The 15159-nt window shown below is 54.0% G+C and carries 11 protein-coding genes and 2 pseudogenes; 5 read left to right on the forward strand and 8 right to left on the reverse strand.

Annotation, left to right across the window (positions count from 1 at the left end; genetic code table 11):
- Positions 1-84: 84 nt before the first annotated feature.
- From ABIE29_RS18430 to ABIE29_RS18465, 8 genes and pseudogenes are all read right to left on the reverse strand, one after another.
- The gene (locus tag ABIE29_RS18430; protein ID WP_429620111.1) at positions 85-1032 is read right to left on the reverse strand and encodes a sugar kinase; all 948 of its coding nucleotides are present in this window, start codon (positions 1030-1032) and stop codon (positions 85-87) included.
- Complete coding sequence (locus tag ABIE29_RS18435; RefSeq protein ID WP_429620113.1) at positions 1029-1787, reverse strand: sugar phosphate isomerase/epimerase family protein; 759 nt, start codon at positions 1785-1787, stop codon at positions 1029-1031. The genes ABIE29_RS18430 and ABIE29_RS18435 overlap by 4 nt, the downstream gene beginning before the upstream one ends.
- Before the next feature lie 757 nt (positions 1788-2544).
- Positions 2545-3579 (reverse strand): LacI family DNA-binding transcriptional regulator, encoded by a 1035-nt coding sequence (locus ABIE29_RS18440; protein WP_429620115.1) that lies wholly within the window; start codon positions 3577-3579, stop codon positions 2545-2547.
- A gap of 132 nt (positions 3580-3711) precedes the next feature.
- Positions 3712-4374, reverse strand: a complete 663-nt coding sequence (locus ABIE29_RS18445; RefSeq protein ID WP_429620117.1) for an OmpA family lipoprotein — start codon at positions 4372-4374, stop codon at positions 3712-3714.
- 288 nt (positions 4375-4662) lie between these two features.
- Positions 4663-4788, reverse strand: a pseudogene (locus tag ABIE29_RS18450) (MurR/RpiR family transcriptional regulator); the annotation flags it as partial.
- Positions 4789-4839: 51 nt separating this feature from the next.
- Positions 4840-4977 (reverse strand): annotated as a pseudogene (locus ABIE29_RS18455) (RNA-guided endonuclease InsQ/TnpB family protein); the annotation flags it as partial.
- A 111-nt stretch (positions 4978-5088) separates the two neighbouring features.
- Positions 5089-5535 (reverse strand): N-acetyltransferase, encoded by a 447-nt coding sequence (locus ABIE29_RS18460; protein WP_429620119.1) that lies wholly within the window; start codon positions 5533-5535, stop codon positions 5089-5091.
- Positions 5532-6104, reverse strand: coding sequence for a DNA-3-methyladenine glycosylase I (locus ABIE29_RS18465; protein WP_429620121.1), 573 nt, complete (start codon positions 6102-6104; stop codon positions 5532-5534). Before ABIE29_RS18465 ends, ABIE29_RS18460 begins: the two co-directional genes overlap by 4 nt.
- A gap of 374 nt (positions 6105-6478) precedes the next feature.
- Between ABIE29_RS18465 and ABIE29_RS18470 the strand changes: the two genes are divergently transcribed.
- From ABIE29_RS18470 to ABIE29_RS18490, 5 genes are all read left to right on the forward strand, one after another.
- Positions 6479-8467: an autotransporter outer membrane beta-barrel domain-containing protein gene (locus ABIE29_RS18470; RefSeq protein ID WP_429620124.1), complete on the forward strand. Its 1989-nt coding sequence runs from the start codon at positions 6479-6481 to the stop codon at positions 8465-8467.
- An 821-nt stretch (positions 8468-9288) separates the two neighbouring features.
- Positions 9289-10032, forward strand: a complete 744-nt coding sequence (locus ABIE29_RS18475; RefSeq protein WP_429620126.1) for a helix-turn-helix transcriptional regulator — start codon at positions 9289-9291, stop codon at positions 10030-10032.
- 184 nt (positions 10033-10216) lie between these two features.
- Positions 10217-11125 (forward strand): glycine--tRNA ligase subunit alpha, encoded by a 909-nt coding sequence (glyQ, locus tag ABIE29_RS18480; protein ID WP_024483285.1) that lies wholly within the window; start codon positions 10217-10219, stop codon positions 11123-11125.
- 8 nt (positions 11126-11133) lie between these two features.
- Positions 11134-13203, forward strand: a complete 2070-nt coding sequence (gene glyS, locus ABIE29_RS18485; protein WP_429620129.1) for a glycine--tRNA ligase subunit beta — start codon at positions 11134-11136, stop codon at positions 13201-13203.
- Positions 13204-13401: 198 nt separating this feature from the next.
- Complete coding sequence (locus ABIE29_RS18490) at positions 13402-14121, forward strand: DUF3053 domain-containing protein (protein WP_429620131.1); 720 nt, start codon at positions 13402-13404, stop codon at positions 14119-14121.
- The last annotated feature ends 1038 nt before the right edge of the window (positions 14122-15159 follow it).

The raw sequence follows: 15159 nt of genomic DNA on the forward strand, positions 1-15159 counted from the left end.
GCTTGCAGCCATCCGCTGGGGCTTGTGCTCTCCCGGCGTGCCTCGGTTGTAGGGACAGAGGTGGGCGCTTATTGGAGCAAATGATTATTCTGCCAGTGCGGCGCGGGTTGGCAGCCCTTCGCTGTCGCCGATGGCCTGGATGGCCAGCGAACCGATCTTGTTGCCGCGTTGCACCGCCTGTAGCAGCGTTTTGCCTTCCAGCAGGGCGCTCAGCGTCCCGACCGCGAAGCCGTCTCCGGCACCGACGGTATCTACCACGTTGGTGACTTTGATCGCTGGTACCGCAGCCTTATCACCCGCGGCGGTTTTAAACCAGGCGCCCTCTGGCCCGGTTTTGATGATGACGGCCTGTACGCCGCGTTCCAGATAGAAATCGGCGATGCCTTCTGCGGTGGATTGCCCGGTCAGGATCTGGCCCTCTTTTAACCCTGGTAGCACCCAGTCGGCTGCGCAGGCCAGTTTGTTGAGCTGTTCGATCATCAACTCCCGGCTAGACCACAGCACCGGGCGCAGGTTGGGGTCGAAGGAGATGGTTTTGCCCAGGGCACGCATCTCGGCAGCGGCGAAATGGCACAGCTCCAGCGACTCGGTAGAAAGGGCGGCGGCCACCCCGCTCAGGTGCAGGTGGCGCGCCCCGGCGAAATAGTCGCGATCAAAATCGGCGCTGGACAGATGGTTGGCGGCGGAGCCTTTGCGGAAATACTCCACGTTGGGATCGGTTCCATCGGTATTTTTAGATTTCAACTGAAAACCGGTTGGATAGCGACCATCGACGGTGACCCGCTGGGCGTTAACCCCTTCTTTCGCCAACTGTTGCAGGGTAAAACGGCCAAAGGAGTCGTTACCTATCCGGCTGACCCAGCCAACGTTCAGACCCAGGCGGGCCAGCCCGATCGCTACGTTCAGCTCGGCACCGGCGATGCGTTTGGTAAAGCTTTCAACCTCGGCCAGATCGCCGGTTTGCGCTGCGACAAACATCGCCATGGCTTCACCCAGCGTCACGACGTCTAAAGGATTTTGCGTGCTCATCATGCCTGCTCCCTACGTAATACATCCACGTAATGGCGAGTTACCGCCTCCAGATCGCTGCCCTGTAGCGGGAACTCGATGCCGCGTGGCACATCTTGCGGCAAGCGGGCCAGCACCTCGCGCCAGCTACCGTCGGTGTCATCCAGCGCAATGGCGCGCCAGCCACGTGGGCCTGGGGTTGCGGCTTTAACGTGAATATAGCCGACGTGTGCGGTCAGCAGAGTGGCGGCGGCCAGGGCGTCCTGCCCTACCCAATGCCAGTTGGCCATGTCGAACGTCATGCCGACCGGCAACTGGCTCGCTTCCACCGCCTGGAAAAAGGCATTCATCAGTGACAGGATGCCGCAGTCTGGCGTTTGATCGTTCTCGACCACCAGTTGGGTTGCGGATTGCCCCAGCGCGATTTTTAACTCGGTAAAATCAAAGCCCGGCTGGTAGTGACCCAAAGCCAGCTTGAGACGACTGGCTTGCAGGATTTTCGCCTCCGCCAAAAAGGCGGGCAGGTTCGGATTCAGGGTATGCTGTGGCGTGAACAGTGATTCAGGAGCGGAATACACGGTGGCCAGTTGGTGTTGCTGCAGGGCCTGTGCCAGGGTTGGCAAAGCGTCCAGCTCCTGCGGGGAAAGCAGTTCACGGCGGATTTCCACGCCGTCTGCACCTGCTTGTGCGATCAGGGGTAACAGCGCCGCCTGACCACCTAGCTGCTGCACCCTGTCGTTGCCGTAGGCGCTGGTTACTACCATAATCTGTTGCTTCATCTTTGGCTCCTGAGGTGACGTATCACCACCGCTACTGTTGTCGCAACGGTAAATGGAACCGGTTCCATTGAAAAGTAGCAGCATGCAGAACTATGATCGCAATCACGGAGTTGGTTAAAAAACGGCCCCTCACCCCAACCCTCTCCCACAGGGAGAGGGAGCTGATAGTCTCTGCTCTGATGAAGGAACGGAGATAATCTCAGCAAAGTTTGAGCTTCCATTTATCCAGGGAGAGTCAACACATGCATATGATGAGTCACCGTACTTTCAGGCCAACTCGATCGGTCCGTAGGAGCTGTCCAGAGTAAGTCGTTAGCCCGTACAACTGCGAAAAGTAGGGAGTAAGCACTAGAGAGGCAAGGTATGCGCAAAGCAATCAACGAACTCGATCGGTCCCCTGTAGGAGCTGTCCAGAGTAAGTCGTTAGCCCGTGCAGCTCCGGAAAGTAGGGAGGAAAAACAAGAAAGCAAGGTATGCGCAAAGCAATCAACGAACTCGATCGGTCCGTAGGAGCTGTCCAGAGTAAGTCGTTAGCCCGTACAGCTCCGGAAAGTAGGGAGGAAAAACAAGAAAGGCAAGGTATTCGCAAAGCAATCAACGAACTCGATCGGTTCCCTGTAGGAGCTGTCCAGAGTAAGTCGTTAGCCCGTGCAACTCCGGAAAGTAGGGAGGAAAAACAAGAAAGCAAGGTATGCGCAAAGCAATCAATGAACTCGATCGGTTCCCTCTCCCTGTGGGAGAGGGTTAGGGTGAGGGGTCAGCGCTGGGTGGAACCACGAACGATCAGCTCACCGGAGAATAGCTGCTCGCTAACGGGAGCATCAAGGCCCTGGATACGCTGCACCAGCAGCTCCAACGCGGCATGTCCTATCTGGTAGGTGGGCTGTTTCAGGGTGGTGATCCCCACCCCGGCCAGTTCGGCCCAATCCAGTTCGTCAAACCCCAGCAGGCCGATGTCGTTGCCCCATTGCATGCCAAGGTGGCGCATAGCGCGCGCAACTTGCAGCGTTAAGGCACCGTTGGCGGAGATCACCGCTTTGCGCATGCCGCGATGGCGGGTGTTGAAGGTTTGTAATACCGTGGTCAGCTTTTCGGCATCGTTTAGTGGGATTTCAGCCTGTTCGGCGGACAAATCGGGGTGTTTGGCCATGGTCTGGCGAAAGGCGTGTAGACGCTCAAGCCGGGTATTCACGGTGCCAATCGGCTCACTGAGGAACAGGATCGCCTCGAAACCCTGTTGCAACAGGTGTTCCGTTGCGGTGGCGGTGGCCTCGTGGTTATTCAGGCCCACCACATCGCAGGCGAAATCGGGGATTTTACGGTCGATCAGTACCATTGGCAGCATCGACTGTTGCAGCATGGAGAGGGCGTCTTCACGCATCCCGACGGCGTTCACCACGATCCCTTCCACCCGGTAGCTGCTCAGCAACTGGAGATAGTGCTGTTCCTGATTGATCTCGTTATTGGTGTTACAGACCAGCAGGGTAAAGCCATGCTGGCGGCAGGCGGCTTCGATACCGCGCATCACGTCGACGGAATAAGGATTGGTGATATCAGCGATGATCAGGCCGATCAGCCGCGTTTGCCCGCCCTTCAGGCTACGTGCCATCTGGCTTGGGCGATAGTCGAGCTGCTGGATCGCGGTGTCGATCCGTTGTTTGAGGGCGTTGGAGAGCAGGTGCTGTTCACCATTGAGGTAGCGCGACACGCTGGTTTTGCCGGTTTGGGCGTGTTTTGCCACATCACTGATGGTGGCGCGCCCTGAGGCACGCGTTGCTTTATCACTGCTCACAGCCAATCTCCCCTGCGGTTCAATGCCAAGGAGACTAACACACCAAGCCTAAAGCCGGGAATGACCCATGTCAGGATGCGGGCTGTGGCAGGAAAAGTACGCCGGCGGGGCCTATTTCGGCCCCGCACGGGATTACTGTAGCGGGCTGAGGGTGATCTCAACGCGGCGGTTTTGCGCCTTGCCTGCGGTGGTGCCGTTGGAGGCAATCGGGTTATCCGGGCCGGCACCGGTTGAGCGGATGCGGTTGGCGGCGACCCCTTGGGTGATCAGCGCGCTGGCCACACCGTCCGCACGTTGCTGAGACAGCGTCATATTATGCGCACGAGCCCCGGTGCTGTCGGTGTACCCCACCACGTTGACGGCGGTTTTTTCATACTCTTTCAGCACCATCGCCACGCCGGTCAGGGTATTGGCACCCGCCGGTTTCAGCGTGCTGCTGTCGGTATCGAAGGTCACGTTGTTCGGCATGTTCAGCACGATATTATCGCCCTGACGGGTGACGCTAACGCCGGTGCCTCTCATTTTGTCGCGCAGCTTGGCTTCCTGCACGTCCATGTAGTATCCGGCCCCACCGCCCAATGCGGCACCGGCTGCGGCGCCGATCAGCGCACCTTTACCACGGTCTTTTTTCGATGAAGAGATCATGCCGATACCGGCCCCCAGGGCTGCGCCAACGCCAGCGCCAATACCGGCTTTTCCGGCTTCTGACTCCCCAGTGTAAGGGTTGGTGGTACAAGCCGATAGCGTCATGGCAACGGCGACCGCACCAGCAATTATCGCAATGCGTTTTTTCATTGTTAGTTCCTTTAATAGCAGGGATATCTGCGCGCGCTTCTCCAAGCTGGAGGCGCAAAATTATCGGCATTCAGCCGCGGACCCCAAACGGGCCGCGCAACTATGACGTACCTTTTGGCCAGCAGTTCCGGGAAAAATCGTGACAAATTATGAACCTGTAAGCCAGGCAGGAAGGTAGCCACCAAATCGCCGTTTGGGAACCAGAAGAAACTGAATTAATGTCGGAATGAGGGATCTTTCGGACAAAGGGGCGAAGAGTTTCGCCCCGAGGAGAGGCGGTTAAGCTAACGTTTCGCCATTGCTGGCGATCTTACGGTTATGCAGGCTAAATTGGTTCGTCAGCTTGAGAATTTCCGGCGTTTCTCCAGACACCGATAAAATAATGGCGACCGTGTTTCTATGCATATCGCTGGAGAATAAGGATCATCGATTTGACATCCTCCCCGCCCTAAAGGGCGGAGATCCCTACAGCGTTCTGACCAGAGTCTGACTCGCCTCGACGGGTTCCTGCTTCGACGGGCGGCCTGACTGCACCATCCCTCCACAGGCAAGCACGGCATGTCCTGCCGCTAAAATGTTTCGAGCACCGTTGGTATCCGCGTTCATCATACTTTGGTCAACGGATGTTCCTGCGCCGACAAAGATGATCCGTTCCGCGTTGGCAGCCACAGTGCCAGATGCGGGCTGGGATGACAAAGCCCGCCCGCAGCTGCTTCAGGGGTAGCGCAGTTCGGCGGTGGCCCAGTTCATGATCAGCGTATGGGCCAGGGTCTCCTGATTGAGCTGGCGTTGTACTTCACTGAACCCAAGTTTGCGGTAAAAGGCGCAGGCCCGCAGGTTCTGCTCGTACACCTCCAGGCTTAGCCAGCCGTGCTGTTGTTGCACGTGCTCCATCAGCGCGACACCGACGCCTTGGCCGTGGAAGCGCTCATCGACAAACAGCGCACCCACGAAACGTTCGTCCAGCACGCTGATAAAACCGACGATCTGCTGGTTGTGCAGATAAACCCAGGTTTTGGCGCGCGGCAGATAGCTTTCACGCACCAACTGGGCGGTTTGCTGCCAATAATCGGCCGCGATAAACGGATGGGCCTGGGTGGTGCTCGCCAGCCACAGTGTCATCAGCGGCTCGATATCGGCCGGATTGGCGGTGCGGATCATGCCTGGCGCTGCTTTGGGTGGCAGAAGCAACCGGTAAGATGATCGTTCACCAGGCCACTGGCCTGCATAAAGGCATAGCAGGTGGTTGAGCCGATAAATTTAAAGCCGCGCTTTTTCAATGCCTTGGACAGGGCATCGGATTGTTCGGTTTTGGCGGGGACTTCGCCTAGCGCCTGCCAGTGATTGAGCAGCGGCTTGCCGGTGACGAACTGCCAGATAAAGGTGACAAAATCTTCTCCGGCGGTCTCCATTGCCAGATAGGCTTTGGCATTGTTGATAATGGCCTCGATCTTGCCGCGATGGCGGATGATGCCGCTGTCTTGCATTAGCGCTGCCACGTCTTGCTCGGTCATGGCTGCGATGCGCTGCGGATCGAAATGGTGGAAGGCGCGGCGATAGTTTTCACGTTTTTTCAGCACGGTGATCCAGGAAAGACCCGCCTGCTGGCCTTCCAGGCACAGCATTTCGAACAGCTCGCGTGCGTTGGTGGTGGGTACGCCCCATTCCTTGTCATGATACTCAAGATATAGCGGATCGGCGGTAACCCAACCGCAACGTTCGTTGGCCATACTAGGATTCCTTATGCTGTATTTATTTACAGGTAATCATCGCCGGAAGCTGTCCTCTTGGCAACCCTTTGCACGATTTATCGTCAGTTAACTTGACGTTATGTGATGAATCCCCACAATATTTACTACATGGCTATACCCGTCTTTTTTCAGGCTGAGGCTTGAAATCCCTTGAAATCCATAGGGAATAAGGTGAGATTAGACAACGATAAGAACAGTGATTGAGGATGATGACAAAGTAGCGATATTGCTCAATGGGTATGGGCTCGCAGCTGTTCGACCATAGGTGCACTGCATGTGCCCGTTTAGCAAGCCTGTGGTGGTTTGTCAGCAGTCTCAGATTTCTTCTATTTCTGACTCTCAGGAGTCTATTTATGCCTCTGAAAATACAAGGTAAGCGCCCCCCAACGGTGCTTGCCGTGACTTTAGCTTTTTGCCTCAGTGCTTCGGCACAGGCTTATGATCAACTTTACGTGTTTGGTGACAGCCTGAGTGATACCGGCAATAACGGCCGTTTCACCTATGACAGCCACCAACATCAGCTGTATGACGAATTACTGGGCCAACGTATCGGCGCCGCGCTGGTGGCGTCCGATAACGGTGGCTACAACTACGCTGCCGGTGGTGGCGTGGCCGTACCGGCGCTAAACCCGTTGGACAACACCGAGGATCAGCTACAAAGCTACCTTGCCCGGGTTAACGGCAGGGCCGACGGTGACGGTCTGTATATTCACTGGATTGGCGGCAACGATCTGGCCGCCGCGGCGATGAATGTGGCAACCGCACCGGAGGTGGCCTATACCAGCGCCCTGGCCGCGGCGACCCAGGTGCACGCTTTATTGAACGCCGGTGCCGGGACGGTGATTGTGCCGACGGTACCAAATATCGGCTCAACCCCGCAATTGATGGAACTGATTATCCAGCAGGCGCTGGGGCCGGTGCAGGGGGCGGCCATACTGGCGGCGTACGGCAAGCTTAATACCATCGCCACGCCGGATAACGCTTCGCGCCAGCAGGCGATCCACCAGGCTTTAGGTGCCGCTGCACAGCAGGCCAGCAGCAATCCACAGGTGCAGCAGGCCATTGCTGCCCAATTGAGCGCGGCGTTTGACAGTTTCAGCGCCCAGGCCGCTCAACTTACCGATTTTTATAACCAGAGCGAAGATCGTCTGTTGGCTCAGGGCGGCGGTAATATCGTGCGCGTTGATGTCAACAAACTGTTCAGTGAGGCGATCGCCAATCCGGGCCAGTTTGGTTTTACCAACACTGCCGGTATGGCCTGCCCAGCTGGCGTTTCTTCGGCGGTATGCCGTTCAACCACGCCAGGCTTTAACAGCGAGCAGGCTTATCTGTTTGCCGATCATTTCCACCCAAGCCCGCAGGCTCACCAACTGATCGCCGATTATATTCAGGCGGTATTGGATGGCCCGACGCAGGCGGTGGCACTCAATCAGGCAACCGCCGCCTTCGCGCGTGATAGCCGTGCCACCCTGGACAGCCGTTTTCAGCAGTTACGCACCAGCAGCAATCCGCAGGGGGCGTTGGGGGTGTTCGGCGGCTATGCCGGGCAACGTTATGATTATTCTGCCAATACGGTTGCCGGAGATGGCGACGCCACCACGCATAACCTAACGCTGGGTGTGGATTACCAACTGACTGATAAGTGGCTGATAGGTGCGCTGATCTCGGCTTCCAACGACAATCAACAGCCTTCCAGCCGTTACGATTATAAGGCGCGGGGCGTGCTGCTGTCGGCCTTCAGCTCCGTGACGCTATTTGAGCAGGGATGGGTCAATGCCGATTTGCACTATGCCAGCGTGAATTACGACGATATTAACCGCAGTATGCAGTTGGGTTCGCTAACCCGTACAGAAACCGGCGATACCGATGGTAAGCAGTGGGGCGCACGCGTTACTGCGGGGTATGACTTCCCGATCGCTTCGTACCTGACCACCGGGCCGATGGCCCAGTTTGCCTGGGATTACAGCAACGTCTCCGGTTATAGCGAGAATGGTGACGACAGTACGGCAATGCGTTTCAACGATCAGACCTATCATTCGCAGATCGGCGCTATAGGGTGGCGATTGGATAGCCAGCTCGGGGTGCTGAATCCGTATGCGGAGGTGAGTTATCAGCATCAGTTCGGTGATGGTGTTTACCGGGCAGGCGGTGGATTGAAATCGACTCAGACCTCATTCACCCGCGACAGCGCCAGCCAGGACAAAAACTGGATGGATGTGACCCTGGGAGCGAATATGCCATTGAGCGATCGGGTGGCGGCGTTTGCGACGGTTTCGCAAACCAGCGGCTTGAGCAGTGGTGAGCAATTTATGTACAACGTGGGGGTCAGCGCGCGGTTTTGAAGGATGGCTTTAATCCTAATTGCCCGGTGCCAGACAGTTTGGTGCCGGGAAAAAATAGGGGGGCTGCGCTGACTATAATTGCGGGACAGAGCCCGATATACCTGGCTGTCAGCCCTGTTTACCATCGCTTTACCCAAGCCCTTCACCGAAAAGTACAGTGCCTGACTGTACTTTAGTATAACTATCATTTGCCCCTAAAAGACTTTATTGTTGCGGCATAAGAGAAAAGAATTTAAATACAAAAAAAAACTGATCCCGTTTAAAGGATCAGGAGCCAATTTGGCCAACACCAGGGAAATTTTGTTGTCATTATTATAAATAATAAGTTGTCTGTCAATTGTTCTCTCGCTCGCTAATCAACGAGTGGGAGCGCTTTTGCGTGCCTGAAATATATAAAAAACGTATCAATCGCTGCATCTATCATTAGTTTTTTGGCTTTAACCCGGTATTAATATCATAAAGTCAGTGAGTAGCAGGTGTTATGTAGTGTTCTTTTGCAGAGTGTTAACATTTTTTGGCAAAAAAACACCCAGCAAAAAACACCTCAGCAACTAAAAATTTACCACGTGGGTTTTCGCAATCCCTTTATTAATGGAATGAAAAAGTCAGACGGTGATGCCTTAGGCTTGTGGTGGTTAAAAATCACACAGTCATTTCATTAAATATATCAAGCATTAAAATTATCATGGTGCTATTTATTAAATAGATCACAGATTCTTTTACTCACTGTTAGTTTTCTGTTTTTTTATGATAAAATATGACTTCCATGCTGTGCTTGTGCTGTGAAATTTGTAATGGGGATTTCTATAAGGGGATTTTGCGTGCCGAGTTTATTCTTTAATAATGAATTTATTAACTCAGTCATAAAGAGTTATTTGGAAATGAACTTGCAAGAGTATAACAGCATAAAATACGCTTATGCCATTATGAGTAAAATAAATCCTGCCAATTTCGCTATAATATCCAATAAAACAGAATGGTTTGAGTTTTATACCGCAAATAACTATCAGTTTATCGATCCGGTATTGATTACCACATCCCGCCGAGTGACTCCTTTCTCTTGGGATGAAAATATTACGGTTGGCACTGGGTTAAGTTACCCCAATATTTTTGATATGGCCAAACACTATAATGTCATCAATGGCTATACGTTTGTGTTGCACGATCATAACAATAATCTGGTGGTACTGTCTCTTATTATGGATGACACCTGCGACGAAAATATAGAAGAGATTATCAAAGAGAACCAACATAAACTGCAAATGCTGTTGATCACCGTGCATGATAAATTGACCGCACTCTATCACGAACTGAATAACACCAGCGATTATGACAAGGTCGACCCAAAAGAGCTGTTCTCCAAGCGCGAGAATGAGGTTATCTACTGGGCAAGCATGGGGAAGTCCTATCAGGAAATCGCGCTGATTTTGGGGATCAAGCTCACCACAGTAAAATATCATATCGGCAACGTGGTCAAAAAATTAGGCGTTACCAATGCCAAACATGCTATCAGGCTTGGCGTCGAACTGAAGCTCATCAGGCCGGTGTTTGCCGATCGGAAATGAGAGTGGCCAAGAGCTCAACGTTGCCTGCAGGCGTCTATCAACCCGATCTTGCCTCAAGTGGCCGCAAAGCACGCTTTTTTCACGAAGATTGACACTTGCTGTGGGATTCTGGCTGTATATCTTACGGTCAACGGGTATACTGACCCATTCTGTTAAATCCACTTGTATCGCGTGCGAAATCAACATGCAAAAGTTTGATACCAAGACCTTTCAGGGTCTGATCCTGACACTACAGGACTATTGGGCGCGCCAGGGCTGCACCATCGTGCAACCGCTGGACATGGAAGTTGGCGCGGGGACATCCCACCCTATGACCTGCCTGCGTGCACTGGGCCCGGAGCCAATGGCCACCGCCTATGTGCAACCTTCACGTCGCCCAACCGATGGCCGTTACGGGGAAAACCCGAACCGCCTGCAGCATTACTACCAATTCCAGGTGGTGATTAAGCCATCGCCAGAAAACATTCAGGAACTCTACCTGGGGTCCTTGAAGGAGCTGGGTCTGGATCCGACCATCCACGATATCCGCTTTGTGGAAGACAACTGGGAAAACCCGACGCTCGGTGCCTGGGGCCTGGGTTGGGAAGTGTGGTTAAACGGCATGGAAGTCACGCAGTTTACCTATTTCCAGCAGGTTGGCGGTATGGAGTGCAAACCGGTCACCGGCGAGATCACCTACGGACTGGAACGCCTGGCGATGTACATCCAGGGCGTGGACAGCGTCTACGATCTGGTGTGGAGCAACGGCCCGTTGGGCGTTACCACCTACGGCGACGTGTTCCATCAGAACGAAGTGGAGCAGTCCACCTATAACTTCGAATACGCCGATGTCGATTTCCTGTTCTCCTGCTTCGAGCAGTATGAGAAGGAAGCACAAACGCTGCTGGCACTGGAGAAACCGCTGCCGCTGCCGGCTTATGAACGTATCCTCAAGGCTGCTCATACCTTCAACCTGTTGGATGCACGCAAGGCGATCTCGGTTACCGAGCGTCAGCGCTATATTCTGCGTATTCGCACGCTGACCAAAGCCGTTGCCGAGGCCTACTACGCTTCCCGCGAAGCGCTGGGCTTCCCAATGTGTAACAAGAAGTAGAGGCAGCTATGACACAACAGACTTTCCTGGTGGAAATCGGCACGGAAGAGCTGCCGCCGAAGGCTCTTCGCTCACTGGCAGAAGCCTTTGCCGCCAACTTTACCGCTGAACTGGACAACGCTGGCCTGGAACATGGCGAAGTGAAGTGGTTTGCCGCTCCGCGCCGCCTGGCGTTGAAAGTGGCGGATCTGCGTGCAGCGCAAGCCGATCGTGAAGTTGAAAAACGCGGTCCAGCGATTGCCCAGGCGTTTGACGCCGAAGGCAAACCGAGCAAAGCGGCCGAAGGTTGGGCGCGTGGCTGCGGTATTACCGTCGATCAGGCCGAGCGTCTGGTGACCGATAAAGGCGAATGGCTGCTGTATCGCGCTCATGTGCCAGGCCAATCTGCCCAGCAACTGCTGGCAGGAATGGTGAGCACCGCGCTGTCCAAGCTGCCAATCCCGAAACTGATGCGCTGGGGTGATAAAGAAACCCAGTTCGTCCGTCCGGTGCATACCGTGACCATGCTGCTGGGTGCAGAACTGATCCCTGGCACCGTGCTGGGCATTGACTCAGCACGCACTATTCGCGGCCACCGCTTTATGGGTGAAGCCGAGTTCACCATCGATAACGCCGATCAATACCCGCAGATCCTGTTGGAGCGCGGCAAAGTGGTGGCGGATTATCAAACCCGCAAGGCCTTGATCAAGCGCGATGCCGAGCTGGCTGCACAACAGATTGGTGGTAAAGCCGATCTGAGCGAGAGCCTGCTGGAAGAGGTTACTTCGTTGGTCGAATGGCCAGTGGTGCTGACCGCCAAGTTCGAAGAGAAATTCCTGGCGGTGCCGGCGGAAGCGCTGGTGTACACCATGAAGGGCGATCAGAAGTATTTCCCGGTGTATGACGCCGCGGGCAAACTGCTGCCGAACTTTATCTTCGTCGCCAATATCGAGTCGAAAGATCCGCAGCAAATCATCTCCGGTAACGAGAAGGTGGTGCGCCCACGTCTGGCGGATGCCGAATTCTTCTTTAATACCGATCGCAAACAACGCCTGGAAGACAACCTGCCGCGTCTGGAAACCGTGCTGTTCCAACAGCAACTGGGCACCCTGCGCGCCAAGACCGACCGTATCCAGGCCATGGCGGGCTGGATCGCCGGCCAGATCGGGGCCGACGTCAACCACGCAACGCGTGCGGGGCTGCTGTCGAAGTGCGATCTGATGACCAACATGGTATTCGAATTCACCGACACCCAAGGCGTCATGGGCATGCACTATGCGCGCCACGACGGTGAAGCCGAAGACGTGGCGGTGGCGTTGAACGAACAGTATCAACCACGTTTTGCCGGTGATGAACTGCCGCAATCGTTGGTGGCCTGCTCGTTGGCGATTGCCGACAAGATGGACACCCTGGCCGGGATCTTCGGCATCGGGCAACATCCAAAAGGCGATAAAGACCCGTTCGCACTGCGCCGTGCTGCGCTGGGCGTGCTGCGTATTATCGTTGAGAAAAACCTGCCGCTGGATCTGCAAACCCTGACCGAAGAGGCTGTCCGCCTGTATGGTGACAAGCTGACCAACGCCAAGGTGGTCGACGAGGTTGTCGACTTTATGCTGGGCCGTTTCCGCGCCTGGTATCAGGAAGAAGGCCACGCGGTAGATACCATCCAGGCCGTATTGGCACGCCGTCCAACCAAGCCTGCCGATTTCGACGCTCGGGTAAAAGCGGTGACACATTTCCGTACGCTGGAAGCCGCTGGCGCATTGGCCGCTGCCAACAAGCGTGTTTCCAATATCCTGGCCAAATCCAACGATACGCTGCTGGACCACGTCCACGCTTCGGTATTGAAAGAACCGGCCGAGCTGAAGCTGGCAACCCACTTGGTGGTGCTGCGCGATAAGCTGGAGCCGTTCTTCGCCGAAGGCCGCTACCAGGAAGCGCTGGTTGAACTGGCCGCACTGCGTGAAACCGTGGATGCGTTCTTCGACGGTGTGATGGTGATGGCAGAAGATGAAGCGGTGCGCGTGAACCGCCTGACGCTGTTGAGCAAGCTGCGTGAGCTGTTCCTGCAGGTGGCGGATATCTCCGTGCTGCAATAACGGTGTAAAGCCCAAGAAAAAGCGCCTGCGGGCGCTTTTTCATCTCTGATGGCGGCCGCGAAACGGTGCGTTATTCTGCGAACCTCGCACAATCGCATTTCGTATCGCTGGCAGTTGATCTATTCTTGTAGACGCACGGAGGGCGGCAGACGGCATGGAATCTGATACAAGACACGTTTATAACAGGAGTTATGTCACATGGCGGTAGGGATCCAGAGCAGAAGTTTCGCGCGTTGGCTGGCACCGGTGTTGGCATTGTTGGTGGTTATGCAACTGACCGCCTGCGGCGATAAAGAGCCGGAGCAGCGCAAGGCATTCGTTGATTACTTACAGAATACGGTCATGCGCAGTGGCGTACATATCCCGACGTTGAGCGAAGATCAGAAACAGAAATTCGGTGCTTATACCGGCGATTACGCCATTCTGGTGGGCTTTTCCCAGCAGTTGACGAAGTCGGTGGACGCCAGCCTGACCCCGGCGCTGGAGCAGGTTAATCAGATCCGCACCGCGCAGGACTACATGAGCAAGCGCGATAGCCTGCAACAGTCGATCGGCGCGTTAAACCTGCTGGGTCAGCAGATCCAGACCGCCAAGGCACAGGCGGATACCGCTCGTACAGCGCTGAAACAGCCGGACGATCTGAAAGCGGTATACAACCAGGTGTATGACAAGATTGTCACCGCACCGGCCAATGCGCTGATGCCAGCGATCCCAACTACCGCCGGTTTTGTCCAAGACCTGGTACAGGTAGGGGATTTCCTGCAGGCTCAGGGCAATCAGGTCAGCTTCAACAACGGCGGCGTGCAGTTCCGCACCCAGCAGCAGGCGACGCAGTACAACACCATGATGTCCAATCTGGTGGCCAAGCAGCAGGACTTGCTGAACGCACAGAAAACGGTGCAAAGTGTGATGCAGTAACCCTTATTCAGGTGGGGGTTGTCCCCCCCCTGAGACTGCTGACAATCCTTCACCTGGCCCACTACGCAGGGGCGCTGCCTGCTGCAACCCAACCCATCGGTAAATCAATAGGTTGGTTAGGGCCGACCCCTGCCTATCCAGCAACATTGCCTCTTGGTCATCAATCTGAGGCAGGTGTACCGCCTTCCCTTTCGCACGATAGTGATAGTTCAGGTACGGTAAGCACGCACTTGGCTTAATCATTCGACCACTCATTTATTCAGTTGATGAAGTGCTGAATTTTAAGCTGAATTCATAGCAATGCATTTTTTATTAATTAACCAATATAATCATTCTCTATTGTTATAATAACGGACTTGTCTAATTTATCATGATATTAAAATCCCCCTATGATATTTTTGATAGTCATCGTAAAAATCAGGGGTGCTTTTTTTATATTGCTTTTTATTGTCACTCAGTCAGAGTGGTCATCGAAAGGGATAGGTTATGTGTTTAATTTTTCCTTTTTTATGGTTTAATACACCTATCAATCTATGTAACGCAGGAGTGATAATGAAAGAGTCAAATGCAATAGATTTGCAGGAGGTTTCCGTGCATACCTGGGTATTAATCATGATTGTTTATCATGATGCTTTCTATTAATTCAATAAAAGAGAAAATATAAAACCGGCCAAGCGGTGAGAACTTTCTGATTTATCTGTAAGGATGTTAGTAAATAATGCCATTTTATCTATTTTTATATTGATTTATTTCAGGGCTTCGTTAAAGTAATTAAGAATTAAGTTTCCCAGATTTAATTTCTTGAGTATACCAACTCCGGAAAATACTCATTATTCTTTTTTGTGTGGCACATTAATTGATACTTCGATATAAAAATAGATCAACGCCAAGGTGCAGAATGCGAATAACGAAGATCGCTGAATTTGACAATGCATACGGCAATACGCTGGGGGGCTTATAACTATGGGGATCTCCGGGGCGTTATTTTTTTGCGGTGCAGAGAATGGTCTGATTACGGTATCCGGGGCTTCCTCGCCG

The sequence above is a fragment of the Serratia sp. 2723 genome, from assembly GCF_050434425.1.
In the GTDB taxonomy this organism is placed as follows: Bacteria; Pseudomonadota; Gammaproteobacteria; order Enterobacterales; family Enterobacteriaceae; genus Chania.

Bases quoted from the DNA above. Each gene is read 5' to 3' on its own strand.
- ABIE29_RS18445 (WP_429620117.1), bottom strand. From the start codon at position 4,374: ATGAAAAAACGCATTGCGATAATTGCTGGTGCGGTCGCCGTTGCCATG.
- ABIE29_RS18490 (WP_429620131.1), top strand. From the start codon at position 13,402: ATGGCGGTAGGGATCCAGAGCAGAAGTTTCGCGCGTTGGCTGGCACCG.
- ABIE29_RS18460 (WP_429620119.1), bottom strand. From the start codon at position 5,535: ATGATCCGCACCGCCAATCCGGCCGATATCGAGCCGCTGATGACACTG.
- ABIE29_RS18430 (WP_429620111.1), bottom strand. From the start codon at position 1,032: ATGATGAGCACGCAAAATCCTTTAGACGTCGTGACGCTGGGTGAAGCC.
- glyQ (WP_024483285.1), top strand. From the start codon at position 10,217: ATGCAAAAGTTTGATACCAAGACCTTTCAGGGTCTGATCCTGACACTA.
- ABIE29_RS18465 (WP_429620121.1), bottom strand. From the start codon at position 6,104: ATGGCCAACGAACGTTGCGGTTGGGTTACCGCCGATCCGCTATATCTT.
- ABIE29_RS18435 (WP_429620113.1), bottom strand. From the start codon at position 1,787: ATGAAGCAACAGATTATGGTAGTAACCAGCGCCTACGGCAACGACAGG.
- glyS (WP_429620129.1), top strand. From the start codon at position 11,134: ATGACACAACAGACTTTCCTGGTGGAAATCGGCACGGAAGAGCTGCCG.
- ABIE29_RS18470 (WP_429620124.1), top strand. From the start codon at position 6,479: ATGCCTCTGAAAATACAAGGTAAGCGCCCCCCAACGGTGCTTGCCGTG.